General features: G+C 47.7%; 21 protein-coding genes, 4 tRNA genes and 2 other annotated features. Of the genes, 1 reads left to right on the top strand and 24 read right to left on the bottom strand.

Annotated features, from left to right (window positions below):
• Nucleotides 1-11: 11 nt before the first annotated feature.
• The 23 genes from pheS to recG all read right to left on the bottom strand — a co-directional run bounded on the left by pheS (nucleotide 12) and on the right by recG (nucleotide 21,316).
• A complete protein-coding gene (pheS, locus tag Q0G26_RS03215; RefSeq protein ID WP_210684713.1) occupies nucleotides 12-1,043 on the bottom strand; it encodes a phenylalanine--tRNA ligase subunit alpha in 1,032 nt (343 codons plus the stop codon).
• A gap of 123 nt (nucleotides 1,044-1,166) precedes the next feature.
• Nucleotides 1,167-1,380, bottom strand: a binding site (T-box leader).
• A 198-nt stretch (nucleotides 1,381-1,578) separates the two neighbouring features.
• The gene (locus Q0G26_RS03210; RefSeq protein WP_293828544.1) at nucleotides 1,579-2,625 is read right to left on the bottom strand and encodes a Fic family protein; all 1,047 of its coding nucleotides are present in this window, start codon (nucleotides 2,623-2,625) and stop codon (nucleotides 1,579-1,581) included.
• Between the two features lie 205 nt (nucleotides 2,626-2,830).
• The gene (locus tag Q0G26_RS03205; RefSeq protein ID WP_293828542.1) at nucleotides 2,831-3,016 is read right to left on the bottom strand and encodes a hypothetical protein; all 186 of its coding nucleotides are present in this window, start codon (nucleotides 3,014-3,016) and stop codon (nucleotides 2,831-2,833) included.
• Nucleotides 3,017-3,074: 58 nt separating this feature from the next.
• On the bottom strand, nucleotides 3,075-3,605 hold the full coding sequence (locus Q0G26_RS03200; protein WP_293828540.1) for a flavodoxin family protein: 531 nt from the start codon (nucleotides 3,603-3,605) through the stop codon (nucleotides 3,075-3,077).
• A 16-nt stretch (nucleotides 3,606-3,621) separates the two neighbouring features.
• Nucleotides 3,622-5,034 carry a radical SAM protein gene (locus Q0G26_RS03195; RefSeq protein ID WP_293828538.1) on the bottom strand — a complete coding sequence of 471 codons (1,413 nt, stop codon included), beginning with the start codon at nucleotides 5,032-5,034 and terminating at the stop codon, nucleotides 3,622-3,624.
• A gap of 4 nt (nucleotides 5,035-5,038) precedes the next feature.
• The gene (locus tag Q0G26_RS03190) at nucleotides 5,039-6,001 is read right to left on the bottom strand and encodes an ABC transporter substrate-binding protein (protein ID WP_293828536.1); all 963 of its coding nucleotides are present in this window, start codon (nucleotides 5,999-6,001) and stop codon (nucleotides 5,039-5,041) included.
• Nucleotides 6,002-6,074: 73 nt separating this feature from the next.
• Nucleotides 6,075-8,096, bottom strand: coding sequence for a TonB-dependent receptor (locus Q0G26_RS03185; protein WP_293828534.1), 2,022 nt, complete (start codon nucleotides 8,094-8,096; stop codon nucleotides 6,075-6,077).
• A gap of 487 nt (nucleotides 8,097-8,583) precedes the next feature.
• Nucleotides 8,584-8,660, bottom strand: a tRNA-Met gene (locus Q0G26_RS03180).
• Between the two features lie 3 nt (nucleotides 8,661-8,663).
• Nucleotides 8,664-8,739: transfer RNA gene (locus Q0G26_RS03175), tRNA-Thr, on the bottom strand.
• Nucleotides 8,740-8,749: 10 nt separating this feature from the next.
• Nucleotides 8,750-8,825 (bottom strand) — tRNA-Met (locus Q0G26_RS03170).
• A gap of 8 nt (nucleotides 8,826-8,833) precedes the next feature.
• Nucleotides 8,834-8,918, bottom strand: a tRNA-Tyr gene (locus tag Q0G26_RS03165).
• A 60-nt stretch (nucleotides 8,919-8,978) separates the two neighbouring features.
• Entirely contained in the window at nucleotides 8,979-9,764 is a 786-nt protein-coding gene (locus tag Q0G26_RS03160; protein WP_293828532.1) for an RNA methyltransferase, read from the bottom strand.
• A gap of 71 nt (nucleotides 9,765-9,835) precedes the next feature.
• Complete coding sequence (locus Q0G26_RS03155) at nucleotides 9,836-10,762, bottom strand: hypothetical protein (protein ID WP_293828530.1); 927 nt, start codon at nucleotides 10,760-10,762, stop codon at nucleotides 9,836-9,838.
• Nucleotides 10,763-10,863: 101 nt separating this feature from the next.
• A complete protein-coding gene (gene rplT / locus Q0G26_RS03150) occupies nucleotides 10,864-11,217 on the bottom strand; it encodes a 50S ribosomal protein L20 (protein ID WP_210684724.1) in 354 nt (117 codons plus the stop codon).
• Between the two features lie 28 nt (nucleotides 11,218-11,245).
• A complete protein-coding gene (rpmI, locus tag Q0G26_RS03145; protein ID WP_009145115.1) occupies nucleotides 11,246-11,443 on the bottom strand; it encodes a 50S ribosomal protein L35 in 198 nt (65 codons plus the stop codon).
• 17 nt (nucleotides 11,444-11,460) lie between these two features.
• Entirely contained in the window at nucleotides 11,461-11,964 is a 504-nt protein-coding gene (gene infC / locus Q0G26_RS03140; protein WP_009145116.1) for a translation initiation factor IF-3, read from the bottom strand.
• Between the two features lie 82 nt (nucleotides 11,965-12,046).
• Nucleotides 12,047-12,154: a sequence feature (ribosomal protein L20 leader region), on the bottom strand.
• A 49-nt stretch (nucleotides 12,155-12,203) separates the two neighbouring features.
• A complete protein-coding gene (gene dnaJ / locus Q0G26_RS03135) occupies nucleotides 12,204-13,355 on the bottom strand; it encodes a molecular chaperone DnaJ (RefSeq protein ID WP_293828528.1) in 1,152 nt (383 codons plus the stop codon).
• A gap of 173 nt (nucleotides 13,356-13,528) precedes the next feature.
• Nucleotides 13,529-15,388 carry a molecular chaperone DnaK gene (gene dnaK, locus Q0G26_RS03130; RefSeq protein WP_293828525.1) on the bottom strand — a complete coding sequence of 620 codons (1,860 nt, stop codon included), beginning with the start codon at nucleotides 15,386-15,388 and terminating at the stop codon, nucleotides 13,529-13,531.
• A 107-nt stretch (nucleotides 15,389-15,495) separates the two neighbouring features.
• Nucleotides 15,496-16,101, bottom strand: coding sequence for a nucleotide exchange factor GrpE (gene grpE / locus Q0G26_RS03125; protein ID WP_293828523.1), 606 nt, complete (start codon nucleotides 16,099-16,101; stop codon nucleotides 15,496-15,498).
• Between the two features lie 18 nt (nucleotides 16,102-16,119).
• Complete coding sequence (gene hrcA / locus Q0G26_RS03120; RefSeq protein WP_293828521.1) at nucleotides 16,120-17,154, bottom strand: heat-inducible transcriptional repressor HrcA; 1,035 nt, start codon at nucleotides 17,152-17,154, stop codon at nucleotides 16,120-16,122.
• A gap of 107 nt (nucleotides 17,155-17,261) precedes the next feature.
• Nucleotides 17,262-18,458, bottom strand: a complete 1,197-nt coding sequence (hemW, locus tag Q0G26_RS03115) for a radical SAM family heme chaperone HemW (protein ID WP_293828518.1) — start codon at nucleotides 18,456-18,458, stop codon at nucleotides 17,262-17,264.
• Nucleotides 18,459-18,541: 83 nt separating this feature from the next.
• On the bottom strand, nucleotides 18,542-19,240 hold the full coding sequence (locus Q0G26_RS03110) for a TVP38/TMEM64 family protein (RefSeq protein WP_293812732.1): 699 nt from the start codon (nucleotides 19,238-19,240) through the stop codon (nucleotides 18,542-18,544).
• 15 nt (nucleotides 19,241-19,255) lie between these two features.
• Nucleotides 19,256-21,316, bottom strand: coding sequence for an ATP-dependent DNA helicase RecG (gene recG / locus Q0G26_RS03105; RefSeq protein WP_293828515.1), 2,061 nt, complete (start codon nucleotides 21,314-21,316; stop codon nucleotides 19,256-19,258).
• 120 nt (nucleotides 21,317-21,436) lie between these two features.
• On the opposite strand from recG, the gene rpmB reads away from it, so the two are divergent.
• Nucleotides 21,437-21,628 (top strand): 50S ribosomal protein L28, encoded by a 192-nt coding sequence (gene rpmB, locus Q0G26_RS03100; protein WP_021719311.1) that lies wholly within the window; start codon nucleotides 21,437-21,439, stop codon nucleotides 21,626-21,628.
• Nucleotides 21,629-21,689: 61 nt separating this feature from the next.
• Here rpmB and Q0G26_RS03095 read toward each other — a convergent pair whose 3' ends face one another.
• Nucleotides 21,690-22,091, bottom strand: coding sequence for a hypothetical protein (locus Q0G26_RS03095; RefSeq protein ID WP_293828513.1), 402 nt, complete (start codon nucleotides 22,089-22,091; stop codon nucleotides 21,690-21,692).
• Between the last annotated feature and the right edge of the window lie 27 nt (nucleotides 22,092-22,118).

Genomic DNA, 22,118 nt, shown 5'->3' with positions numbered 1-22,118 from the left:
ATTGATCCTCCTTATTTGAATTGACTGATGAAGCGTTGGTCGTTTTCGAAGAACAGGCGCAAATCGTCAATGCCGTATTTCAGCATAGCGATACGTTCAACGCCCAGACCAAAGGCAAAACCGGTCATTTTCTCGGGATCATAACCGCTCATGCGCAGTACGTTGGGATGTACAACACCGGCGCCAAGGATTTCCAGCCAGCCGCTGTCCTTGCAGACATGGCAGCCGCCGCCCTTAGCATGGCAAATCGGGCAGGATACGTCCACTTCTACGGAAGGCTCGGTGAACGGGAAGTAGGAAGGACGCAGGCGAACCTTTACATCCTCGCCAAACATTTGCTTACAGAACAGCTCCAGAGTGCCCTTCAAATCTGCCAGGCTGATGTTTTTATCTACAACCAGACCTTCTACCTGATGGAACATCGGGGAGTGGGTTGCGTCGTAGTCGCAGCGATAAACGGTACCGGGGCAAATCATGCGAATCGGAGTGTTAGGCTCCTTGCTTTCCAGGGTACGTGCCTGCACGCCGGAGGTTTGGGTGCGCAGCAGATAGTTTTCGGTGATATAGAAGGAATCCTGCATATCCAGTGCCGGATGATCAGGCGGCAAATTCAGTGCGGTGAAGTTGTGGTATACGTCCTCGATTTCCGGACCGTCGCAAACGTCAAAGCCCATGCGCATGAAGATTTTCTTAATCTCACGCATGGTCAATGTTACAGGATGCAGATGACCGGTTTTCGGCTTGCGGCCCGGCAGAGTAATATCAACCTGCTCATTAGCAAGCTTATCAGCCAGCGCTTTTTTCTCCAAAACTGCGGTTGCTTCGTTGATTTTGCCTTCCAGCTCAGCCTTGATTTCGTTGACAATCTGGCCTATTTTCGGACGCTCTTCGGCAGGCAGCTTGCCCATGCCGCGCAGGATTTCGGTCATCGGGCCTTTCTTGCCCAGATATTTGACGCGCAGGTCCTTGAGCGCATCAAGAGAAGTTACGGCAGCAAGCTCTTCTAAAGCCTGTGCTTTTAATGCTTCTAATTTTTCTTTCATTGATTTCATCCTTTCTTCATTGGACAGTATAGAAAGTGCCGGATATGCGGAATATCAACATAAATGGTGCTTTATCAACTGTCACCAAAAAATAAGAAAACGCCCCTGCAAAACTGATAAGTTTACAGGGGCGAAAAAGTTTCGCGGTACCACCCAAATTTGTTCCTTCATTTGCAAGCTTTAACGCAGCCTTACGCCCACCCTACGCAGCCATGCGGTCTTCAGGCAGGACACTCCCAAGGGAACTTCGGCATAATTTTGTGTGCGAAGCTTACAGCCGGTGACTTCGCTCTCTTAAACACAGCCTTAAGCCTACTTGCTTGTTCATCGTGTTATCAGGGGTCGATTCAATTTGACGTTTATTATAGCACTTTTTGAGCAAAAGATAAAGAGGGGTAAAATGATTTATTTTTTCTTCTTTCATCCAGCCTATTTGCTTTTCGTCCAAAACCATCATCTATTTGGATGAAACCAGCAAATATAATAACAACCGCCCCTTGAAATTAACTTTTCAGAGGGCGGTTCAGATATAACCCTATTTAACTCTAAAATAGCAAGTGCTTTTCCCCTTGCCTTCTTTTTGCAATTCACCAGAAAGGACCAGCTTACGCAATGCAGCTTCAATAGAGCTGTCGCTAAGCGTAGAACAAAGCTCACGAATATCCTGCTTATTAAAGCGTCCGATTTTATTTTCACTTGCTCTACGTACCATTTCCAGCGCAGAAAGCTTAGGCTCAATGATAGTCATACGTTCTTCAAAGTCTTTATAAGCAGCAAGAATTGTCCCCAAAATATATTTTACAAATGGTATAGCATCTTCCTTACCCTCATGCCAGCCTACTTGCGAATCAGCCAAAGCTTCATAATATAAATCCTTATTCTTAGCAATTTTGGCTTCCAACGAAATATATTTGCCTACATAAAAACCATTTCTATACAAAAGTAAGGTTGTAAGCAAACGGCTCATTCTTCCATTACCATCATTAAATGGGTGAATGCATAAAAAATCATGAATAAAAACAGGTATAGCAATAAGTGGCTCTAACTCCAAATTACCTATTACTCTATTATATTCTTCACAGATACGCTCAAGCGCTTCCGGTGTTTCGTAAGGAGCAAGCGGTGTAAATAAAATCTTAGTACTACCATCCGGGTAAGTAGCACTGATGTAATTTTGCACGCTCTTAGTTCTCCCTGCAAATTGGTTATTCATATGGTTGTACAAAATTTTATGAAGCTGTAAAATATAGTTTTTGGAGATGGGGATAACATCGAAATTCTCATGTATTATATTTAATACATCACGATAGCCGGCAATTTCCTGCTCATCACGATTTCTCGGTGTTGTTTTCTCGTTTACAAGCTCACGTATTCTAGTGCTAGTCGTAACAATGCCCTCAATCGCATTAGACGCTTCCGTACTTTGAATTTTTGCTATTTCTACCAGCTTATTAAGCTCTTCTGTCCGTTGCTTTACAAAAAGCTCCTGTTTACCTGCCTCTTTATAAATTGCAGCTATCAAGCTCAAAATTTCTGAATCCCATTTTTGTTCTCTAATTATTGAGTAGTTAAAGCTTCTCATTCCCTTATTCCTCCTTCCATTCCCTTAAATTATACCATAAAATAAGGGAATCACCAATAGGATAAGGGAAAACCCGACCCTATTCATCCAACTCCTTAACCTTTCGTCCAAAATCGTTATATAATTGGACGAAAGTAACAAATATTAGACAAAACCGCCCACTGAAATCAGCTTTTCAGAGGGCGGTTAATTTTTTCAATATAAATTATTTTACGCAGGAGCAGGGCACAAAATGCTGCGGCTCAACCTCGCGCAGTACAGGATTGCCTTTATCACAAACACCGGCAACCTGGCAGTCGCAGCGCTTCATGAAACAGCAGGCATCCGGCAGGTTGATGGGAGCGGTAATTTCGCCCTTGATAACCTGGCGCTTAGGTTTATCCTTGCCCACGAGCAGCCAAATTGCAACTGCGCATTATAAAGCACTGTTCTTATATGAAGGACTGCTCTTACATCATTTTCAGGAACTTGTCATACATAGCCAAAAATCCCTGCATAAAGCTCTTGGCCTTAGCCAGATCCGCTGCATCCGGATGGCTTGCAGCCGCAGCCCAACGAGCCTCGCTCTCGGGGCTGGGGCTGTGCGGGCTGCCTGCCGGCATCTTGCGCATCATGGCAATCAGCGCCGGATCAATAGCGCCGCGGATAGACAGTGTTCCCAACACCTTGCAGTCATTGTTCATCAACACGCCTGCATTTACCAGGGAGCTTACAGCGTGGTCACTCGCAGGATCTGCGCCCAAGGTTTGGAACAGCACTACCTTTTTGCCGTGCAATGTTTCCAGATATTTTTTCATTTTTGCGTTCGGTGCGCCTTTATCAACCCAATAGCCTGCCACAACAACGGCAAAGTCATCCGCAGCCGGAGCAGCGTCAACCTGCGCCAGTACGCAGCGTTCGCCTGCAGCCTCAGCCAGAGCCTTGGCAACCTTTTCCGTATTACCGGTTTTGCTGTCATAAACGATTAAAATGTCCTGCATAATATTACACTCCTTTTTATTTCATATTCTTCATAATACCCATCATCCTCTGGCCTGCCTGCTCCATCAGTCCCGGCTTGCCGTAAAGTGCGCATTCCGCAGCCGTCAGCAACACTCTGTCCATCTGACGATAGTAATATTTTCCCTTCGACGTAAAATAATACTTGCCGTCAACAGCGTAAAGCAGGTCCAAAAGCTCCCACTGCTCCAGCAGCGGCGCAAACAGTTTTTCCCAATCTGCATCGCTATACTGCTTCAGCAAAGCAAAATCAAGCCTGCCGGAATCACACTGTCCGGACAGCTTTTCGAGCAACAGATAATTTTCGTTATGCTTGCCCATGCCCATAACAGCGTACTGTCCGGACGTAGCCTTTTTTACATAGTCGCTTCGGTCCATAGTCTTCATGTAATTATACATTCCCATGTGACCGCCGCAGGCCGCACCACAGGTAATGATGTTCGCACCGCTCTTCACCAGCGTATTGTAACCGCTGCGTTCATCCTCGCGCATTGCCCAATGGCAACAGCTCAGTGCCTTGGCACCCTGCTCTGCGAGCAGCGCATCGGCAGCGACGAACATTTCCGCCAGCATTTTATCATTATACTCATACTTGATATTCCCCTTGGCAATCGCCTGACCTAAGGGAGATTTAGGCATAATCTGCAGCTTGTACAAATCCATGCCGCTCACGCCGCAGGCCAGCGCCGTTCTGATATCGTCCAGCAGCATGGCCTGCGTCTGGCCGTTGAGGCCGTAAATCAGGTCGATGATAACCTTGACGCCCTTAGCTGCCACCTCTTCGAGCTTGGCCGTTACCTCTTCCTTGGCATTCAGCCTGCCTAAGGAGCGGCGCAAATGCGTATCAAAGGCCTGCACGCCAAAGCTGAAGCGGTTAACGCCGCCGGCAATGCAGGCATCCAGCTTGTCTGCAGACAAATCATAAATGCTGCTTTCAAAGGTTATCTCGCAATCGTCCGCCAGCTTTGCTACACTGTGAATTTTCTTCAGCAGCGAGCTGACCTGCACCGGACTGAGTACGGACGGCGTACCACCGCCAAAGAAAACTGCTTCCGGTCTTTGCTTGGCAAAAACACCCTGCTGCTGCAAAAAATCCAGCTCTGCCAAAAGCGCCTGCACATATTCTTCCACCTGCTCCGCCTCAAAGGGATTGCGGTAAAAGCTGCAATAAGAGCAGCGCAAATTACAGAACGGAATATGCAGATACAGCGCCGTCGGCTGCGCTGGCTGCAAAGCAAACTCCTGCAGCATCGTGCCTGCCATCAGCCCCGGCAACGGTTTGGTCTTGCGCGGAACATAGGTCAGATCCTTGAAGCTTGCTTCTACTGCAGTTGCCCCCGCTTGACCGGCAAGAGCCTTATAATCATCGCGCTCATAAAACGCCTGAATATTTTTTGCATAATCAGTCATCAGCCTACTCCTTTACTACATCAGGGTACATTTTTGCTGCCATATAGCGTACTGCCTTCGGATATTCCAAACCCGGATTGAGCAAAAACAAATCATCCGGCAGGAAAAATACCTGTTTGTTTTTTACCGCATCAATGGAATTCCACGCAGGATTGCTCATAATCTCCAGCTTAGGATTACCCTCGCTATCTCTGGGCGCGCCCATAGAGGTGATAAAAATTACTTGCGGATTTTTCTCCAGCAAGTCCTCCAGGCTGTAGGGAGCCTTGTCAGGCTGAGCTCCCATCGGTCCGCTGACAGGCTTGGTTTCGCCCTGTACTACGTTGCGCAATTTAAGCATTTTGGCACAGCAACCGGCAATACTGGTTTCCTTTTCCATAGTAATGCCCATGCTGGTGGTGTGCAGAATCGCTACGCTGCGCTCGCTTTTAGGCAGCTTGCTTACTGTAGCATTGATATCCTTATCGAGGCTTTCCACAACCTTCTGCGCCTTATCATCCTTGCGCATCATTTTACCTATGGTAAGCATGCTGTGCTTAACATCCTCAAAAGATTTCAAGTTAAGCACAATTACAGGAATATTGTTGGATTCAAAGGTATGTAGATATCGCTCGTGCATGCCCTTATAGGCAATTACTACATCGGGCTTCAGCTCCATGATTCTTTCAACATTAATGTTGAAAATAAAGCCAACCTCGGCAGCATCTTTGGCAAACGCAGGCACCTTGCCTACCTGCGTTTTGGCGCGGCCGACCACCTTGCCGTCTACAGCCTCCACCAGCTCCAAAAAGGACGGTGACAGGACAACGATTCTTTCCGGAACCTTCTTGATAGTAACAATACGCTGGTTATCATCGGTAATTTTTACTGCAGTACCCGAACCGGAGTTGCCAGTTAGCGGTGTGCAACCGCTTATACATAAGCATACCACAAGAACTGTTAAAATGAAACTAAAAATTTTTCGCATAATAATTCCTCTTAGCCAAACAAAGCAGGCCATCGGGCCTGCTTTATTTGTTGTTCTGCTTTACCAGCTATGTTTAGAATTTATATTCCATACCAACTCTGTACATACGGCCAAGATTACCATCAGAATAAGCACCGAAGTTTTGGTGATTACTGATATTGTCAATACCAAGATAAATCTTGGTATCCTTGTTAAGATGTCTGGAAGCCATGATGTTAGCGATAGTGAAGTCCTTGGTTTCGTAAACGCTGTGACCCATGCTACCTTTCTCTGCATTATTAAAGTAATAATCAATATTAGAAACAAGATCAAAGCTCAAATCCCAAGCGTAGATATTTTCAGGCTGATAAGAAACGCCTAAGGTTACTTGATGCTTAGCTCTATCAGTCAGACGTGTACCAGCAGTTTTGTCCTTCGCATCAAGGAAAGTGTAGCCTGCGTTCAGGTAAATATCTTTGCCCAGTCTGTGCGAACCATACAGTTCTACGCCCTGTAAAGTGGCTTCTGGAACATTTTTATATGTCATAATGTGATCTGGTCCAACCAAGCCAGGGTGAGTAGTGCTGTTAGTTGTTCTGCCTGTCCAATAACTATTAATCAAATCTTTTACTTCATTACGATATGCACCTAAATGTACAGTAGTTTTATCGCCCCAGTCTTTTTCAATTGCTAATTCATAGCTCAATGATTTCTCTGGTTTCAAATCAGGATTACCTTCAAAGAACTGCCCATAATACATTACTTGGGAAGGAGCCATAGGCATATATCTGCCATTATACATTTCCCAATAGTGATACATTTCGTTTACAGTCGGAGTTCTATATCCCTGACCAACAACTGCTTTAATACGCACATCGTCAGCAGCATTATATGTTGTACCCAATCGACCCGTAACTTCGCTACCAAATTTATCACTATGATCATAACGAACAGAAGGAATCACTAACCATTTTTCATTAGGTCTAAACTCATCTTGAACATACGCAGCCAAATAATTTATTGTTGCTTCATCATATGCATCATGAACATTATTACCTGCTCCCGGTAGCGACGTACTCTTTTTCTTTAAACGAGTACCCTCGCTTTTATCTTGACGATATTCAAAGCCAGCAGTTAATCTATTTTTATCGCCTAAATTAATAGTATCCTTACCTTCAATAACAGATAAGGTACGTTTCACAGTATCATGCTTAACTTCTGGATCCTCATGCTTCTGATCTATCCATTGTCCACGCATAAACAACTTTTTATAGGTATCTGTATAGCTAGTGTAATCTTTATCATAAACAGATTTATACGCTCTCAGCATCCAGTCATGCTTATCGTCATTACCACTGTACGTCAAAGCATAATCTGTACGTTTATTATTGTTTATAATTGCACCATATTCAGTAATAACTTGTGGTATAGTGCCCATCATTCCCATAATAACGCTTGTATTAGTTACAGACTTGCTATCCTTTCGAGTTTCTTCTTTCAATCTGCTAAAATCTGCACTCAGCTTATTGCCATTATCAAACGTATAGCCAACATTTAAAGATAAAGGCTGCTCTTTGCCATGAAAATTAGCGTCATTGCCTTCCGAAACTTCATACGGTCTGTTCTTGTTCAGTCCGGCATTGATTTTATAGGAGTAATGATTTTCACTGCCCTGCAGATAAAGGTTACCTTTATAGCCTGCACCCTTACCGTTCTCATACCAGTCGTATTCATAGTTCACAGTGGCAATTGTTTTATCAGGTGTTTTGGTAATAACATTGATAACACCGCCCATAGCATCGCTGCCATACAACGCACCCGCAGGTCCGCGAATAATTTCGACTTTCTCCACATCTTCCATGCGGATTCTGTCTACATCCCAAGCGTTGGCAGAGTTATAAGACAGCTCGCCGCCCAGACGTTTGCCGTCCACCATAATCAGCACATGACGCGACTCACTGCCACGAATGCTCACATTGCTGCGTCCCTGGAAATCATTGAAGACATTGACCCCCAAAGCACCCTTTAAAGCATCATGCAAGGTTTTAGCCTGTGTCTGCTCCAGCTTTTTGCTGTCAACAACCTCTACGGCAGAAGGGGTTTCCTTAACTGACATTTGGGTTCTGGTTGCGGTAACAACCATGGTGTCCAAGGAAAATTCTTGTAAATTCTCTTCAGCAGCGAGTGCTGTCCCCCCCCCACAGTACACTACTGGTCAGCAATGTTGTCAGGACTAACTTGGATAGTTCTTTTTTCTGCATACTCATACCACTCCTTAAAATATATACCAATCACAGCTATAACAGATTAAAATTCGGCAAAGTCTGCCATAGCTAAACCAGTCATTTTAATACATGTCTATTCAGACATATAACTTATTTATGATATTATCTATTTTCGGAATCAATACTGTTTATAAGTATATCATTCAAAGACTATTGAGTCAACAAAAGTTTGAAAAATATTAAGATTTATTTCTATAGAAAAGTTCATAAAACATATGCTGAAATACTACGTTGGAGCAGACTGGATAATTCCAGCAAGCTTTTTTGTTGCAGACAACAAAAAAGACTCCCAATTTCTTGGAAGTCTTGAATTGCAGTTGGTGGCGGCGCACGGATTCGAACCGCGGACACTGCGGGTATGAACCGCATGCTCTAGCCAACTGAGCTACGCCGCCATTTGGAGCTGATGACCAGGATTGAACTGGTGACCTTATCCTTACCAAGGATACGCTCTGCCGACTGAGCTACATCAGCAATATTTAGTTGGTTGCGGGGGGCGGACTTGAACCACCGACCTTCGGGTTATGAGCCCGACGAGCTACCAACTGCTCCACCCCGCGATGAAAGTTGGTGGATGGGGTTGGATTCGAACCAACGAAGCGAAACGCGGCAGATTTACAGTCTGCTCCCTTTAACCACTCGGGAACCCATCCATAGGCAACATAGATATTATATTATAGTGAGATACTTTTGTCAAGCAAAAACTAAAAAAATTATTTGAGCTTCTGACGCAGCGCCTCAAACATCACTATACCGGCTGCCATAGCCACATTCAGCGATTCCGCACGTCCCTGCATCGGGATAAAGACACGCTTGTCTGCAGCCGTCAGCAAAGCAGGACTCACACCATTGGCCTCGTTACCCATCACAAAAGCCAGGCGCCCCTGCAAATCAGCCTTATACAAATTATCCGCGCCGTCCAGGCAGGTAACCAACAGCTCATAGCCGGCCTTACGTGCTGCCTGCACCAACAGCTCCTCGCTCAAGCCGCTCAGCACCGGCAGGTGGAACAGCGAGCCCATGGAAGCACGCACGGTTTTCGGCGCATAAATATCAGCGCAGCCCTGCAGGAGCAGCAGACCGCCAACACCGGCAGCATCCGCAGTACGCAGCATAGTGCCGATATTTCCCGGATCTGTTACACGGTCCAGAACAAGCAGCATTTTGCCGGATGCCAGAAAATCATCCAGACGCTTGCTGCGCATTTCACATACGGCAATAATTCCCTGCGGCGTTTCGGTATCGGCAATTTTTTTCAGCACCTTGTCGCTCACGCAGACGAGCTTAATCTGCTTGGCCGCAGCCTCCTCCAGCACAGCACGGGTGCGGTCATCCTCAATCGCAGTATAAAAAATGCTCTGCACAGCGCCGTAACGCACTGCCTCCTCCACAGTACGCAGGCCCTCCGCCAAAAACAGGCCCTGCTGCTGACGATATTTTTTCTGCTTCAGCTCTGCTGCAGCCTTCACCATTGGGTTTTGCAATCCGGTAAGTTCCATCTCGTTTCTCCTCTATACGCAGCTAAATTACTTTTGCTACTATTATACTAATATATTCCAGCCAGCGTCAATCAGCCATTGATGATAATAAAGAAGGCTGTAAAAAGAATGACGCTGGTAATAATTGTCAATGAATTGAACAGGCTGGCCAGCTGTACATTAGCTCCCAGCTTCTCTACAAAAATCGGACCGATAATCGTGCAGGGTGCCATAAACGCCAGCGCAATCACATAGTTTATCTCCTGCTTGAACGGTGCCAGATAAATAAAAGCTGTAGCACACAAGAGCGATATTGCATAACGCACGCTGAACAGCTCCTTGACGTAGCCAATAGCCTTCTTATCCAGCTTGATTTCAAACATCATACCAATCATCAGCATACTCAAAAACGGGTTGCCTGTGCCCACAATCTCGGTAAACGTGTACACACTCTTGGGGAAGTGCACGCCTGCCAGCGACAGCAGCAGCATGCTGATATAAACAACAAACGGCACCGAATGCAGCAGCTTATCCGTAATATTCCGCACGCTGAATTTATCCTTGCGTCCGTCCGCATAACCGATGCAGGAGGCAGTCAGCGCGTAGGTCATACCGGTGCACATAATAGAATTGCCCACGTCGAACATACACAGGCCGACTACAGCAAAGGGCGTTAAAAAGGCCTGCGCAAACGGCAGCGTAAAGCAGCCTACATTATAACCCGCAAGGCTGAAGATATAGAAAATCTTGGTTGCCGGCGTATCTCCGCGCGTCAGCATCAAGGATACAAAAAGCATCAGCAGGTTGCCGCATAAGCCTAAAAAGACGGCAGCGATTAACGAATAATCCATCTCAAAATGCGCAAAGCTGTTGATTACGGCACAGGGCAACGTAATATTCAACACTATTTTGCTTACGACCTGATAATCGGTCGGTGAAAAAAAGCCACGGCGTTTGCAGATATAGCCTATAAGTATGATGAGCACAAAGGCCAGGGCTTTACTTAAAACTACTAACATAAAACTAAACCCCTCACAAATTATAAAAAAACCTGCTCCCATGCGTACACAGGAGCAGGCTCAGACCAGCGCCTACGCACCAGTCAGTATTTACTTTACTCTTACAGAGCAGCTTTAGCAGCTTCTACCAGCTTAGCGAAAGCAGCAGAGTCATAGATAGCCATGTCAGCCATAACTTTGCGGTTCATTTCGATGCCAGCTTTGGTCAGGCCGCAGATGAAACGGCTGTAGCTCAGGCCGTTAGCACGGGTAGCAGCGTTGATACGAGCGATCCACAGACGACGGAACTCGCGTTTTTTAGCGCGACGGTCACGACGAGCATAGGACAGAGCTTTCATTACCAGCTCGTTAGCTTTTTTGAATTGTTTGCTGCGGGAACCATAGTAACCTTTAGCCAGTTTCAGAATGTGTTTATGACGACGATGAGCGGTTACGCCCACTTTAACTCTTGCCATTGTTAGTATCCTCCTTTAAATCTCTTAATTATGCGTACGGGAGCATTTTTGCTACATGCTCTTTGTCAGTCTTGTGCACCAGAGCTGCTTTACGCAGGTTTCTCTTACGTGCAGGAGATTTATGTTCGAGAATGTGGCTCTTGAAGTTTTTAAAATGTTTGAATTCACCAGAAGCAGTTTTTTTGAAGCGCTTTGCAGCAGCTCTACGGGTTTTCATTTTCGGCATTGTGATTTCCTCCTCTATTATTTAGCAGGTTTTGGCGCAACAATCATAATCATGTTTTTGCCTTCTAATTTTGGAACTCTTTCTACGACGGCAATTTCTTTCAACTGCTGTGCCATACGATTCAGCAGCACCTCGCCAAGCTCAGGATGAGACAGTTCGCGGCCACGGAACATGATGGTAACTTTTACCTTATCGCCATCTTCCAGGAAACGTACTGCATTCTTATACTTAACATTGAAGTCGTGGTCCTCGATACCGGGACGCAGCTTAACTTCTTTAATGTCGAAGGTCTTTTGTTTCTTACGAGCTTCTTTTTCGCGTTTTTGCTGCTCGTAACGATACTTGCCATAATCCATAATCCGGCACACAGGCGGTTTTGCTGTCGGAGCAATTTCGACTAAGTCCAGATGATTTTCTAATGCAAGCTTCAGAGCGTCACGGCTGGACATAATGCCAAGCTGTTCGCCCCCATTGGCAATAACACGCACTTCACGCGCACGAATTTCTTCGTTAATACGCAAGCTTTCCTTACTTATAACAATTCACCTCCATGAACATCAGATAAGCAATTACTGCTCATAAAATCTGTAACATATCAGATATAAGCAAAACAAAAAGCGGGCAGAACAAATTCCACCCGCATGAATATCATATCCAACCCTGTCGAGCGTTTGCCGCAAGGTGAGAAGCGAGTGGCTTCTGCTTTGTTACTAGAATATGATAACACATAGCCTGATAAGTGTCAAGCTTTTTACAGTTTTTATTTAAAAAGATTTTTGATTTTATTGAAGAAGCTCTTTTCCTCAGGGCTGATGTTATCCTTGCTGATTTCGCCGAAGCTGCGCAGTGCTTCCTTCTGCTTTTCGTTCAGCTTAGTCGGTACAACTACCTTGATGCGAACCAGCTGATCGCCGCGCTGACCACCACGCAGGCTGGGAATACCCTTCTCCTTCAGGCGCAGTACCTTACCGGGCTGAGTGCCTTCGGGAACCTTCACGGTTACCTGACCATCCAGCGTAGGAACCTTGATCTCAGCGCCCAGGGTTGCCTGTACGATATTGACAGGTACCTCGCACAGAACAGTAGTGCCATCACGTTCAAAGAACTTATGTGGCTTCACGTACAGATATACGTAAAGATCACCGCTCTGACCGCCCTTAGCACCGGCCTCGCCCTCGCCGCTTACGCGCAGGCGGGAGCCGTTATCTACACCTGCAGGGATTTTTACCTTCAGGCGTTTATTCTTCTTCACAGTACCCTTGCCGCGACATTCCTTACAGGGGTTGGAAATAATCTTGCCCTCGCCGTGGCACTTGGAGCACGGACGCTCATTTACCATCTGACCGAACATGGTGTTCTGGGTGAAGCGTACATAGCCGGAGCCGTGACATTCAGAGCAGGTTTCAACCTTGGAGCCGGGCTCTGCACCATCACCGTGGCAATGGTCGCAGGTTTCGTCGCGATACAGGTTGATTTCCTTCTCTACGCCGAAAGCTGCTTCTTCAAAGGTAATTTCCATATCAAAGCGCAAATCCGCACCGCGCTGCGGGCCCGCTTCGCGGCCGCTGCGACCGCGTCCCTGGCCGCCGAAGAACATGTCGAAAATATCCTCCATGCCACCGCCGCCAAAGCCACCGAAGCCGCCGCCGAACGGATTGCCGCCAGCGCCGCCGGCAGTCTGCGCCTGTTCGAAGGCATCAGGGCCAAGCTGGTCATACTGCTGGCGCTTCTGCTCATCGGAAAGGACGCTGTAAGCCTCATTGGCTTCCTTGAATTTGTTCATGGCTTCTTCGTTGCCCTTATTGCGGTCAGGATGATATTTCAGGGCCAGTTTACGGAATGCTTTTTTTATTTCGTCCTGGGAAGCAGTTTTGCTTACTCCCAGTACCTCATAATAATCTCTCTTAGCCAAAACAGGCGCCTCCTATAACTTTTCTACCGAATATTATTTAAGCATATAATGCCCAGATGCATGATGGCGGTTGCCACAGCAGCTGGGCACTAATATTATATTACTTTTTTACGTCTGCATCAACAAGTACGTCCAGGCGTTTCAACAACGCAGATGGTGCCTTATCTACAGCCTTATTTCTTGTCGTCGTCAACAACTTCCGCATCTACAACATCGTCATCGGCTTTTTTAGCACCTTGCGCACCTTGAGCACCTGCAGCGCCTTGTGCGCCTGCAGCACCCTCTTGTGCCTGAGTTTCTTTGTAAAGCTCAGCGCTCAGCTCGTACAGCGGTTTGGTCAGAGCTTCGGTATCGGCTTTAATCTTGTCGAGGTCGTCACCCTTCATGGTTTCTTTCAGGGTGTCAACTGCAGCTTTAACTTTAGCGATTAATTCGTCTTTGCCTTTGCCTTCCATGTCTTTCATGGTCTTTTCAGCCTGATAGCACATGTTGTCGGCCTGGTTGCGAACTTCTACGCCTTCTTTACGTTTCTTATCAGCTTCAGCATTAGCTTCTGCTTCTTTAACCATTCTGTCTACTTCGTCCTTATCCAGGGTGCCGGAGGAGGTAATGGTAATCTTTTGTTCTTTGCCGGTGCCAAGATCTTTAGCGCTTACGTTAACGATACCGTTAGCATCGATGTCGAAGGAAACTTCGATTTTAGGAATTCCACGCGGTGCAGCCGGGATACCGGACAGCTCGAAGCGGCCCAGAGTTTTGTTGTCTGCAGCCATTTCACGTTCGCCTTGCAGAACATGGATATCAACGGAAGGCTGGTTATCAGCAGCGGTAGAGAATACCTGTTTCTTAGAGGTCGGGATGGTGGTGTTGCGGTCGATAATCTTGGTGAATACACCGCCGAGGGTTTCAATACCCAGGGACAACGGAGTTACATCCAGCAGCAGTACGTTGCCGGTACCTTCTTCACCGGAGAGAACGCCGGCCTGGATAGCAGCACCTACTGCAACGCATTCGTCCGGGTTAACTCCTTTGTAAGGCTCTTTGCCCATGAATGCTTTGATAGCAGCCTGTACAGCCGGGATACGGGAAGAACCGCCAACCAGGATTACCTTGCTGATATCGTTTGCGGAAAGACCTGCATCGCTCATAGCCTGACGAACAGGGCCCATGGTGCGTTCAACAAGATCTGCAGTCATTGATTCGAATTTAGCACGGGTCAGGTCCATATCCAGATGTTTCGGGCCGTCAGCACCTGCAGTGATGAACGGCAGGTTGATGTTGGTGCTCATAACGCCGGACAATTCGATTTTAGCTTTTTCAGCAGCCTCACGCAGACGTTGCATAGCCATACGGTCGGTAGAAAGGTCAATGCCTTCAGCCTTCTTGAATTCGTCAACCATCCAGTCCATGATTTTCTTATCGAAGTCATCGCCGCCCAGATGAGTATCACCATTGGTTGCTTTTACTTCGAATACGCCGTCGCCAACGTCCAGAATGGATACATCGAAGGTGCCGCCGCCGAGGTCGTATACCATGATGGTATGGTCGTCGGTTTTATCAATGCCGTATGCCAGAGAAGCAGCGGTAGGCTCGTTGACGATACGCAGAACATCGAGGCCTGCAATCTTACCAGCGTCTTTAGTAGCCTGACGTTGGCTGTCATTGAAGTATGCAGGAACAGTGATAACTGCCTGGGATACCTTTTCGCCCAGATAAGCTTCTGCATCAGCTTTCAGTTTTTGCAGAATCATTGCGGAAATTTCTTCCGGGGAATATTTTTTGTCGTCGATAGTTACTCTGTAAGAGCCTTCGCCCATGTGACGTTTGATGGAGCTGATAGTTCTGTCAGGGTTGGAAACTGCCTGACGTTTTGCCAGCTGACCAACAAGACGCTCGCCGTTTTTAGCAAAGCCTACAACAGACGGGGTTAAGCGGCTGCCTTCCTGGTTAGTGATGACGGTAGGTTCGCCGCCTTCCATAACTGCAACAACACTATTAGTAGTACCTAAGTCAATACCAATTACTTTAGCCATGATTTTTATCCTCCTGATTACTATCCTTCGGTGATGCGGCAAATGCCACATTTTTACCGAATCGATGTGATATATTTTTTAAATTTATTGTGAAGAGCACGCCAGCTTTATTCGTTGGTGTTTACTCTTACCTTACTGTGACGGATAACCTTGTCACCCAGCTTATAGCCTTTTTCGAAAACCATATCTACGATTTCATCATCCAGCTCCGGATTATGACCACGCATTACAGCTTCGTGGATGTTCGGGTCAAATTTAGCATTTTGAGCTTCGATTTCTTCTACCTTCAAATCCTTGAAGGCATCTTCAAACTGACGGCGGATTTTTTTCATACCATCTACAACTGCATCCACATTATCGCCCTTTTCGACGCTTGCTTCAGCACGCTCAAAATTATCCAAAACCTTTAAGAACTTGCCAACCACATTTGCTGTTACAAAGGCGGAAAGCTGTTCCTTTTCTATATTGGTGCGACGGCGGAAGTTTTCAAAATCGGCCTGCAATCTCAGCAAACGATTTTGCAGCTCTTCGATTTTAGCATCCTTCGGGTCAACCTCAGGCTCAGCGGCTTCCTCCGCATTTTTTGCATCTTCAGCTTCTTCAGCATCTTCAGCTTTTTCAGCTTCTGCAGCTTCCGCAGTTTCCTGTTCGGCAGCCTTCACTTCCGCAGCCTCCTGCTCAGCCTGTTTTTCTTTCATTTCATTATCCTGCAAGGCTCTTCCTCCTTAGTTTTATTTATTTTCGGGCTTTTGCTCGAACATCGTTTTCAAATACTTATGCAGGTAATCCATAACAGTGATTACCTTGCCGTATTCCATACGCGTCGGGCCAAGAACTGCCATCGTACCGACTATCTGACCGTTAAGACGGTAGGTTGCCTGTACCATGCTGCAATCCTGAATGCCGGTGAATTTGTTTTCACTGCCAATCGTGATCTTCAGTCCGCTGTCCTCGCCTGCCTTCAGCAAATCGCGTACCACGCGCTCCTCCTCCAGGATACCCAGAAGATTCTTCACACGCTCCACGTCGCGGAATTCCGGCTGGTTCAGCAGCTGCTTGGTGCCACCCAGGAAAACCTTCTGCTGCTGGTATTTCTGACGCATCTGGCGGATGGACTGTACCAGCGACGTGAACAGCAGCTTATCATCTGCTATATTGCTATGCACCGCCTGCAACAGGTCCTCGGTAATATTCGCCAGCTCTCTACCCTCCAGCAGTCTGCTGACGCGTCCTGCCATGTAGTCCAGCTCCTCCGGCCGCATTCCCAAAGGAATTTCTACCACGCAATTGGCCACATTGCCGTCATCTGTTACAATGCACAGGATGGCATGGTGCTCATCCAGAGGTAAAAACTTCATATAACGGAAGCACGCACCGGCATCACGGTTAGCCAGCACCATCGAAACATTCTTCGTCATCCGGGAAAGAATTTTCGCCGTTGACTGGAAGATTTCATCAATGCTTCTGCGTCTTTCGCTGAACCAGCCGTTAATCAGCGCTCTGTCATTATCTGTCAGAGTTCCCGGCTCAACAAGCGAGTCAACATAAAGACGATAAGCCTGAGCCGACGGTACACGTCCGGCCGAGGTGTGCGGCTGCTCCAGATAACCCAGGAGCTCCAGGTCACTCATCTCGTTACGGATGGTCGCAGGACTGAGGCCCAAATCATATTTGCGGGCAATCGTCCTTGAACCTACAGGCTCAGCAGTTGAAATATAATCCTCAATTATGAGCTGGAGAATTTTTTTCTTTCTTTCGTTTAACATATTCCCACCTCATTTTGATTGTTAGCACTCTATCATTAGGAGTGCTAACATCTTGATACTAGGATAGCACTAGCCTACTTTATTGTCAACACCTTTTTTATTTATTTTTAACTTATCACAAAAACTTCAAATATTTGATTGCCGACCTCCATACCACGCTCCGTCAGGCGCAGTCTTTGCGTACCTGCATCATATGCAATAAGCTTTTGTTCAAACAGCGGTGCCAGTTCAGAGGCAAAGCGCTGCAGCACATCAACGCCAAAGCGCTCGCGAGCCTCCGCCAGGCTCGCGCCTTCGCTGCGACGCAGCCCCATGAACATGAACTCCTCCAGCAGCTCTGCACAAGATAATTCTTCTACATTATATAAATCACTCGCACACAAATCATCACCATCAAAGCTCTGCAGCTGCTCAATATATTCCCGTACCGTACTCAGCCCGGTACGCCGTCTTTGGCCGTCAAAGCCGCAGGCGGCAGCGCCGAAGGCCATGTAAGGATGATATTCCCAGTAAACGGTATTGTGCCGTGAATACTGTCCGTTTTTGGCGTAGTTGGAAATCTCGTAGCGTTCATAACCACGCTTGCGTAAAAAATCCTGCACCAGCTCGTACATATCCGCCGCCGTATCATCATCCGGCAAAGTTATTCTGCCCTTATCCACAAGGCTTGCCAACGGCGTACCCTCCTCCACAATCAGGCCGTAAACAGAAATATGCTCTATGCCCGTATCGGTCAAACGCTCCAGCGTATCCTGCAGGCTTGTAAGCGTCTGCGACGGCAGGCCGTAAATCAAATCCGCGCTGACGCGCGCAAAGCCTGCTTTGCGCGCCAGCGTCAGCGCTTCCAGCGCCTGCTGCGCGTTGTGAATACGTCCTATCGCCTGCAGCTCGTTGTCCTGCAGCGACTGTACGCCGAAGCTGATGCGGTCAAAGCCAAGCTGACGCAGCGTCTGCAGCTTAGCCAAATCCGCAGTGCCTGGGTTCACCTCAATCGTTGCCTCGCAGGGCCGCTGCCAAAAGCCGTACTGCTTCAAGGCCTGCACCAGCTGGGCGATACATTCTGTCGGCAGCACGCTCGGCGTACCGCCGCCAAAGTAAATGCTGGCGTTCGCCGCCATATTTGCAGCCTCATCCGCACGCAGGGCGATTTCCTGACACACGGCGTCGGTATATTCACGCTTTGCCTGCTCGCCAAAGCCGGCATACGAAGCAAAATCGCAGTACAGGCACTTCTGTACGCAAAACGGTATATGCAGATAAAGCGCCTGATACTGCTGCCAGGGCTGCACTTGTTTATTTTCCATAATTGTTATTTCCTTTCACTATCTGTATCTCTATCTGCAAAAAACGCCGCCACAGAAATTACTGCAGCGACGCCTAAGCAAATTTATTTTCCCTTTTTATAGAACCACTTTTTATACGCAAAAAAGACAGCGCCCACAACCAGGATCAAAAGTGTCAGTCTTTGGCTGTGCTCCTGAAAATTAACTACATCATGGCCGATGACAACCTCCAACGCTGTGGAAGGAAATTTGCCGATAAGGTTGGCAATAATGTAATCACGCGCACTCATGCTGCTCACAGCACCCACCGCCGTCAAAATGCCTGAAGGAAAATACGGCAGCGCCCTGGCGAAGGCCATCCACTCCAGGCCGTGCTTGCTGCTTGCTTCATCAATGGATTTCAGCGAGTTGCTTTTTTCAATCAGCTTCTGCGCCGTATCACGGAAGAAAAAGCGCATCAGATAAAAGCTGATAACCACACCGGTTGTTTCCGCCAGCCAAGAAATAGTAATACCCAAGGGCAGGCCGAAAATCAGACCATTGGCTGTAGAAAGAAAAATCGACGGGAATACGCTGCCGGCATTAATCAGCACATCCAGCACAAAACTGATTAAAATCGCCCATGGGCCAAAGGAGCGCAGATATTCCACCAAACCATTGACATTGCCGCTGATTGCCAGCGTAAAGGTTTTGTTGAAGAAATCATCGGCAAAAAAGTGAATACCCAAAAACAAGGCCACCAGCAGTACTGCCGCCGTCACCTTAGCACAAACATCAGGATTTTTTAACCAGTCTTTTTTCATGTATTTATAACCTCTTTAAGAATTAAAAATCATATTAAAGCGTTCGCCAAACTGCATTTCCACCAGGCGGCGGATTTCCGCCCAGTCCTCCGGTGTGCGCAGCTGCGCCTGCGCCAGCTGGCGAACCTGCGCAATTACGTCAACATCTCGCATTATATCAGCAATTCGCAAATCTGGCAAGCCATGCTGCTTCAGGCCGAAGAGCTGACCGGCACCGCGCTGCTCCATATCCTTTTCCGCCAGATAGAAGCCATCCTCGCTCTCATGCAGTACGTTTAGGCGCGCCAGTGCCTCCGGCGAATCGGCAGCCGTCAGCAGCACACAGTAGGACTGCTCGCTGCCGCGTCCTACACGTCCGCGCAGCTGATGCAGCTGCGCCAGACCGAAGCGCTCGGCGTTTTCAATCACCATCAGCGTAGCATTGGGCACGTTCACACCTACCTCGATAACCGTAGTGCTCACCAGTACCTTCAGCTCGCCTGCCGCAAAGCTGTTCATAATCGCATCCTTCTCCGCGCCCTTCAGCCTGCCATGCAGCAGAGCGCAGGGAATGTCCTGCAGAAAATCGCGCTGCAGCTCCTCGTATACTCTTTCAGCACTATGTACAGCAAGGACATCGGATTCCTCAATCAGCGGGCAGACAACGTAGGCCTGCCTTCCCGCCTGCACCTGACGCACCAGGCCGGCGTAAACCTCACGGCGGCGCTCATCCGTATAGCACAGCGTCCGCACCGGCTTGCGCTGCGGCGGACGTCCCTTCATTACGGAAATATCCAAATCGCCGTAAACAGTGAGCGCCAAGGTACGCGGAATCGGCGTTGCCGTCATTACCAGTACATCGGGAGCATTGGCCGATTTATTGGACAGACGCGCACGCTGCTCTACACCGAAGCGGTGCTGCTCGTCCGTCACCGTCAGTGACAGATTGGCAAAGCGCACATCCTCCTCCAGAAGCGCGTGCGTACCCACAATCACGTCAACAAGGCCCAGCTCCAGATTCAGCAGCAGCTCACGCCTTGCCTTAGCACGCATACCGCCAGTCAGCAGAGCAATACGCACACCGTAAGGCTGCAGATATTGCTCCAGCGTTTCAAAATGCTGCGCTGCCAAAATTTCCGTCGGCACCATAATACAGCCCTGATAACCGTTTTCCACCGCCTTAGCCAACGCCAGCGCGCTGATAACCGTCTTGCCGCTGCCTACATCGCCCTGCAGAATACGGTGCATAGGCTTTTTATCCTGCATATCCAGCGAAATTTCGTGCCACGCCTGCTGCTGCGCCGCCGTCAGCTCAAAGGGCAGTCCCTGCATGACGTCCTGCACCAGCTTGCCGTCCACAGCGTGCTTAATGCCTTCTCTGTTATCATGACTCTGCTGGCGATAGTAAAGCAGACCGCACTGCAGCAAAAACAGCTCCTCAAAAACAAAGCGCTGCTTGGCTCGTCGCAATGCTTCCCAGCTTTCCGGAAAGTGAATATTTTTCAGCGCCGTATAGCGGTCGGGCAAATTGTACTGGCTGACAACCTTCGCCGGCAAGCTTTCCGGCAAATCCTTGGCTGCCAGACGCAGCGCCTCGCTCACCCACGTACGCAGGTTCTTCTGCGTCAGGTTACCGCTCAAAGCATACACCGGTACAATGCCCGGCGTTTTGCCCTCGTCCTGCTCCAAAGGCTGCACATCAACCTCACTGACGGACTTCGTAGTGCGCCCCTGTCTTACGCGTCCCGTAATCTGCAGCATGGTATCCGGCTTCAGCTTCTGCGCCTTGTAGCGCTGCCCGCCGAAAAAGTACAGCGTAGCATAGCCTGTTTCATCACGCACCGTCACGGACGTATAACTGCGACGGCTGGCACCGTAACCATTTTTCACCTGATAAACCGTAGCTTTGAAAATCTGCTTGCTGTTGTCAACCTCAAGCTCTTTAATCGTTTTGAGCTTGGCATAATCAAGGTAAGCACCCTGGCGCGGGTAAAATTCCAGCAAATCACCCACGCTGAAAATATTAAGAACAGCTAGCTCAGCTGCCTTTTTTACACCTACACCTTTTAGTGTTGTTACAGGTTCTTTCCACCACATTTATAAAAATACCCTCTTTATCTTAAAATTTCCTTGCTTTTCTGCGCTCTTTATGGTATGATACTCATGTTAAATTTGAATGTGCCTTATGTCTTATCACGTTTAAGGAGGTGGGAAACAATGGCATCTATCTGCGAAATCTGCGGTAAAGGAAAACTCGCTGGCAACAACGTCAGCCACTCCAATAGACACACCAAACGTGCTTGGAACCCGAATATTCAACAAGTAAGAGCAGTTGTTGAAGGTTCTGTTAAACGCTTGAACGTTTGCACCCGTTGCCTGCGTTCCGGTAAAGTTAACCGCGCAATCTAATCCGTTCGGATTTAAAAAGAAGCCAAATACCAATCGGTATTTGGTTTCTTTTTTTTTGCGCTTATTTTACTTTGCAGCCGCACTCGGGGCAGAACTTAACCAAAGAGCTGATTTTGGCGGAGCAGTTCGGGCACAAAATAAAGGCACGGTATTCCGTGAGCTTCTTTTCGAACAGCTCATAGAACTGGTTAACCTCCTTGTCCTCGCGCTTCCAGTTATAAATCTGGAGACGCTCCTTGGTGGAGTCCATAATAACCTGTACGGTTTCTTCATCAAGAGCCTGCATAGCCAGCTGCATGATTTTCTTTTTGTTATGGAAATGCAGCTGATGTACAGCATCATCCTGCTCATCAATAGTTACACCCATCTCGTTAACGCACAGTAAAGCAATATTCCAGGCTACGTCAATATCAACTTCATAAAGACGGTTATCAAAGCAACCGCCGGCACCATCTATTCTCATAGCTATCCTCCTGCCAGATGTTTTTTC

Source organism: uncultured Phascolarctobacterium sp. (assembly GCF_934190775.1).
Lineage (GTDB): Bacteria > Bacillota > Negativicutes > Acidaminococcales > Acidaminococcaceae > Phascolarctobacterium_A.
The sequence above is the reverse complement of the archived record's forward strand: the minus strand, read 5'-3'. Positions and strand labels throughout refer to the sequence as shown.

What these genes read in the sequence shown, in the direction of transcription:
- recG (WP_293828515.1), bottom strand. Translation starts at nt 21,316, where the DNA reads ATGTGGTGGAAAGAACCTGTAACAACACTAAAAGGTGTAGGTGTAAAA.
- Q0G26_RS03155 (WP_293828530.1), bottom strand. Translation starts at nt 10,762, where the DNA reads ATGTTAGTAGTTTTAAGTAAAGCCCTGGCCTTTGTGCTCATCATACTT.
- hrcA (WP_293828521.1), bottom strand. Translation starts at nt 17,154, where the DNA reads ATGTTAAACGAAAGAAAGAAAAAAATTCTCCAGCTCATAATTGAGGAT.
- Q0G26_RS03160 (WP_293828532.1), bottom strand. Translation starts at nt 9,764, where the DNA reads ATGGAACTTACCGGATTGCAAAACCCAATGGTGAAGGCTGCAGCAGAG.
- hemW (WP_293828518.1), bottom strand. Translation starts at nt 18,458, where the DNA reads ATGGAAAATAAACAAGTGCAGCCCTGGCAGCAGTATCAGGCGCTTTAT.
- Q0G26_RS03095 (WP_293828513.1), bottom strand. Translation starts at nt 22,091, where the DNA reads ATGAGAATAGATGGTGCCGGCGGTTGCTTTGATAACCGTCTTTATGAA.
- Q0G26_RS03210 (WP_293828544.1), bottom strand. Translation starts at nt 2,625, where the DNA reads ATGAGAAGCTTTAACTACTCAATAATTAGAGAACAAAAATGGGATTCA.
- Q0G26_RS03185 (WP_293828534.1), bottom strand. Translation starts at nt 8,096, where the DNA reads ATGTCAGTTAAGGAAACCCCTTCTGCCGTAGAGGTTGTTGACAGCAAA.
- Q0G26_RS03110 (WP_293812732.1), bottom strand. Translation starts at nt 19,240, where the DNA reads ATGAAAAAAGACTGGTTAAAAAATCCTGATGTTTGTGCTAAGGTGACG.
- Q0G26_RS03190 (WP_293828536.1), bottom strand. Translation starts at nt 6,001, where the DNA reads ATGCGAAAAATTTTTAGTTTCATTTTAACAGTTCTTGTGGTATGCTTA.
- rplT (WP_210684724.1), bottom strand. Translation starts at nt 11,217, where the DNA reads ATGGCAAGAGTTAAAGTGGGCGTAACCGCTCATCGTCGTCATAAACAC.
- rpmB (WP_021719311.1), top strand. Translation starts at nt 21,437, where the DNA reads ATGGCATCTATCTGCGAAATCTGCGGTAAAGGAAAACTCGCTGGCAAC.
- pheS (WP_210684713.1), bottom strand. Translation starts at nt 1,043, where the DNA reads ATGAAAGAAAAATTAGAAGCATTAAAAGCACAGGCTTTAGAAGAGCTT.
- dnaK (WP_293828525.1), bottom strand. Translation starts at nt 15,388, where the DNA reads ATGGCTAAAGTAATTGGTATTGACTTAGGTACTACTAATAGTGTTGTT.
- Q0G26_RS03195 (WP_293828538.1), bottom strand. Translation starts at nt 5,034, where the DNA reads ATGACTGATTATGCAAAAAATATTCAGGCGTTTTATGAGCGCGATGAT.
- rpmI (WP_009145115.1), bottom strand. Translation starts at nt 11,443, where the DNA reads ATGCCGAAAATGAAAACCCGTAGAGCTGCTGCAAAGCGCTTCAAAAAA.
- Q0G26_RS03200 (WP_293828540.1), bottom strand. Translation starts at nt 3,605, where the DNA reads ATGCAGGACATTTTAATCGTTTATGACAGCAAAACCGGTAATACGGAA.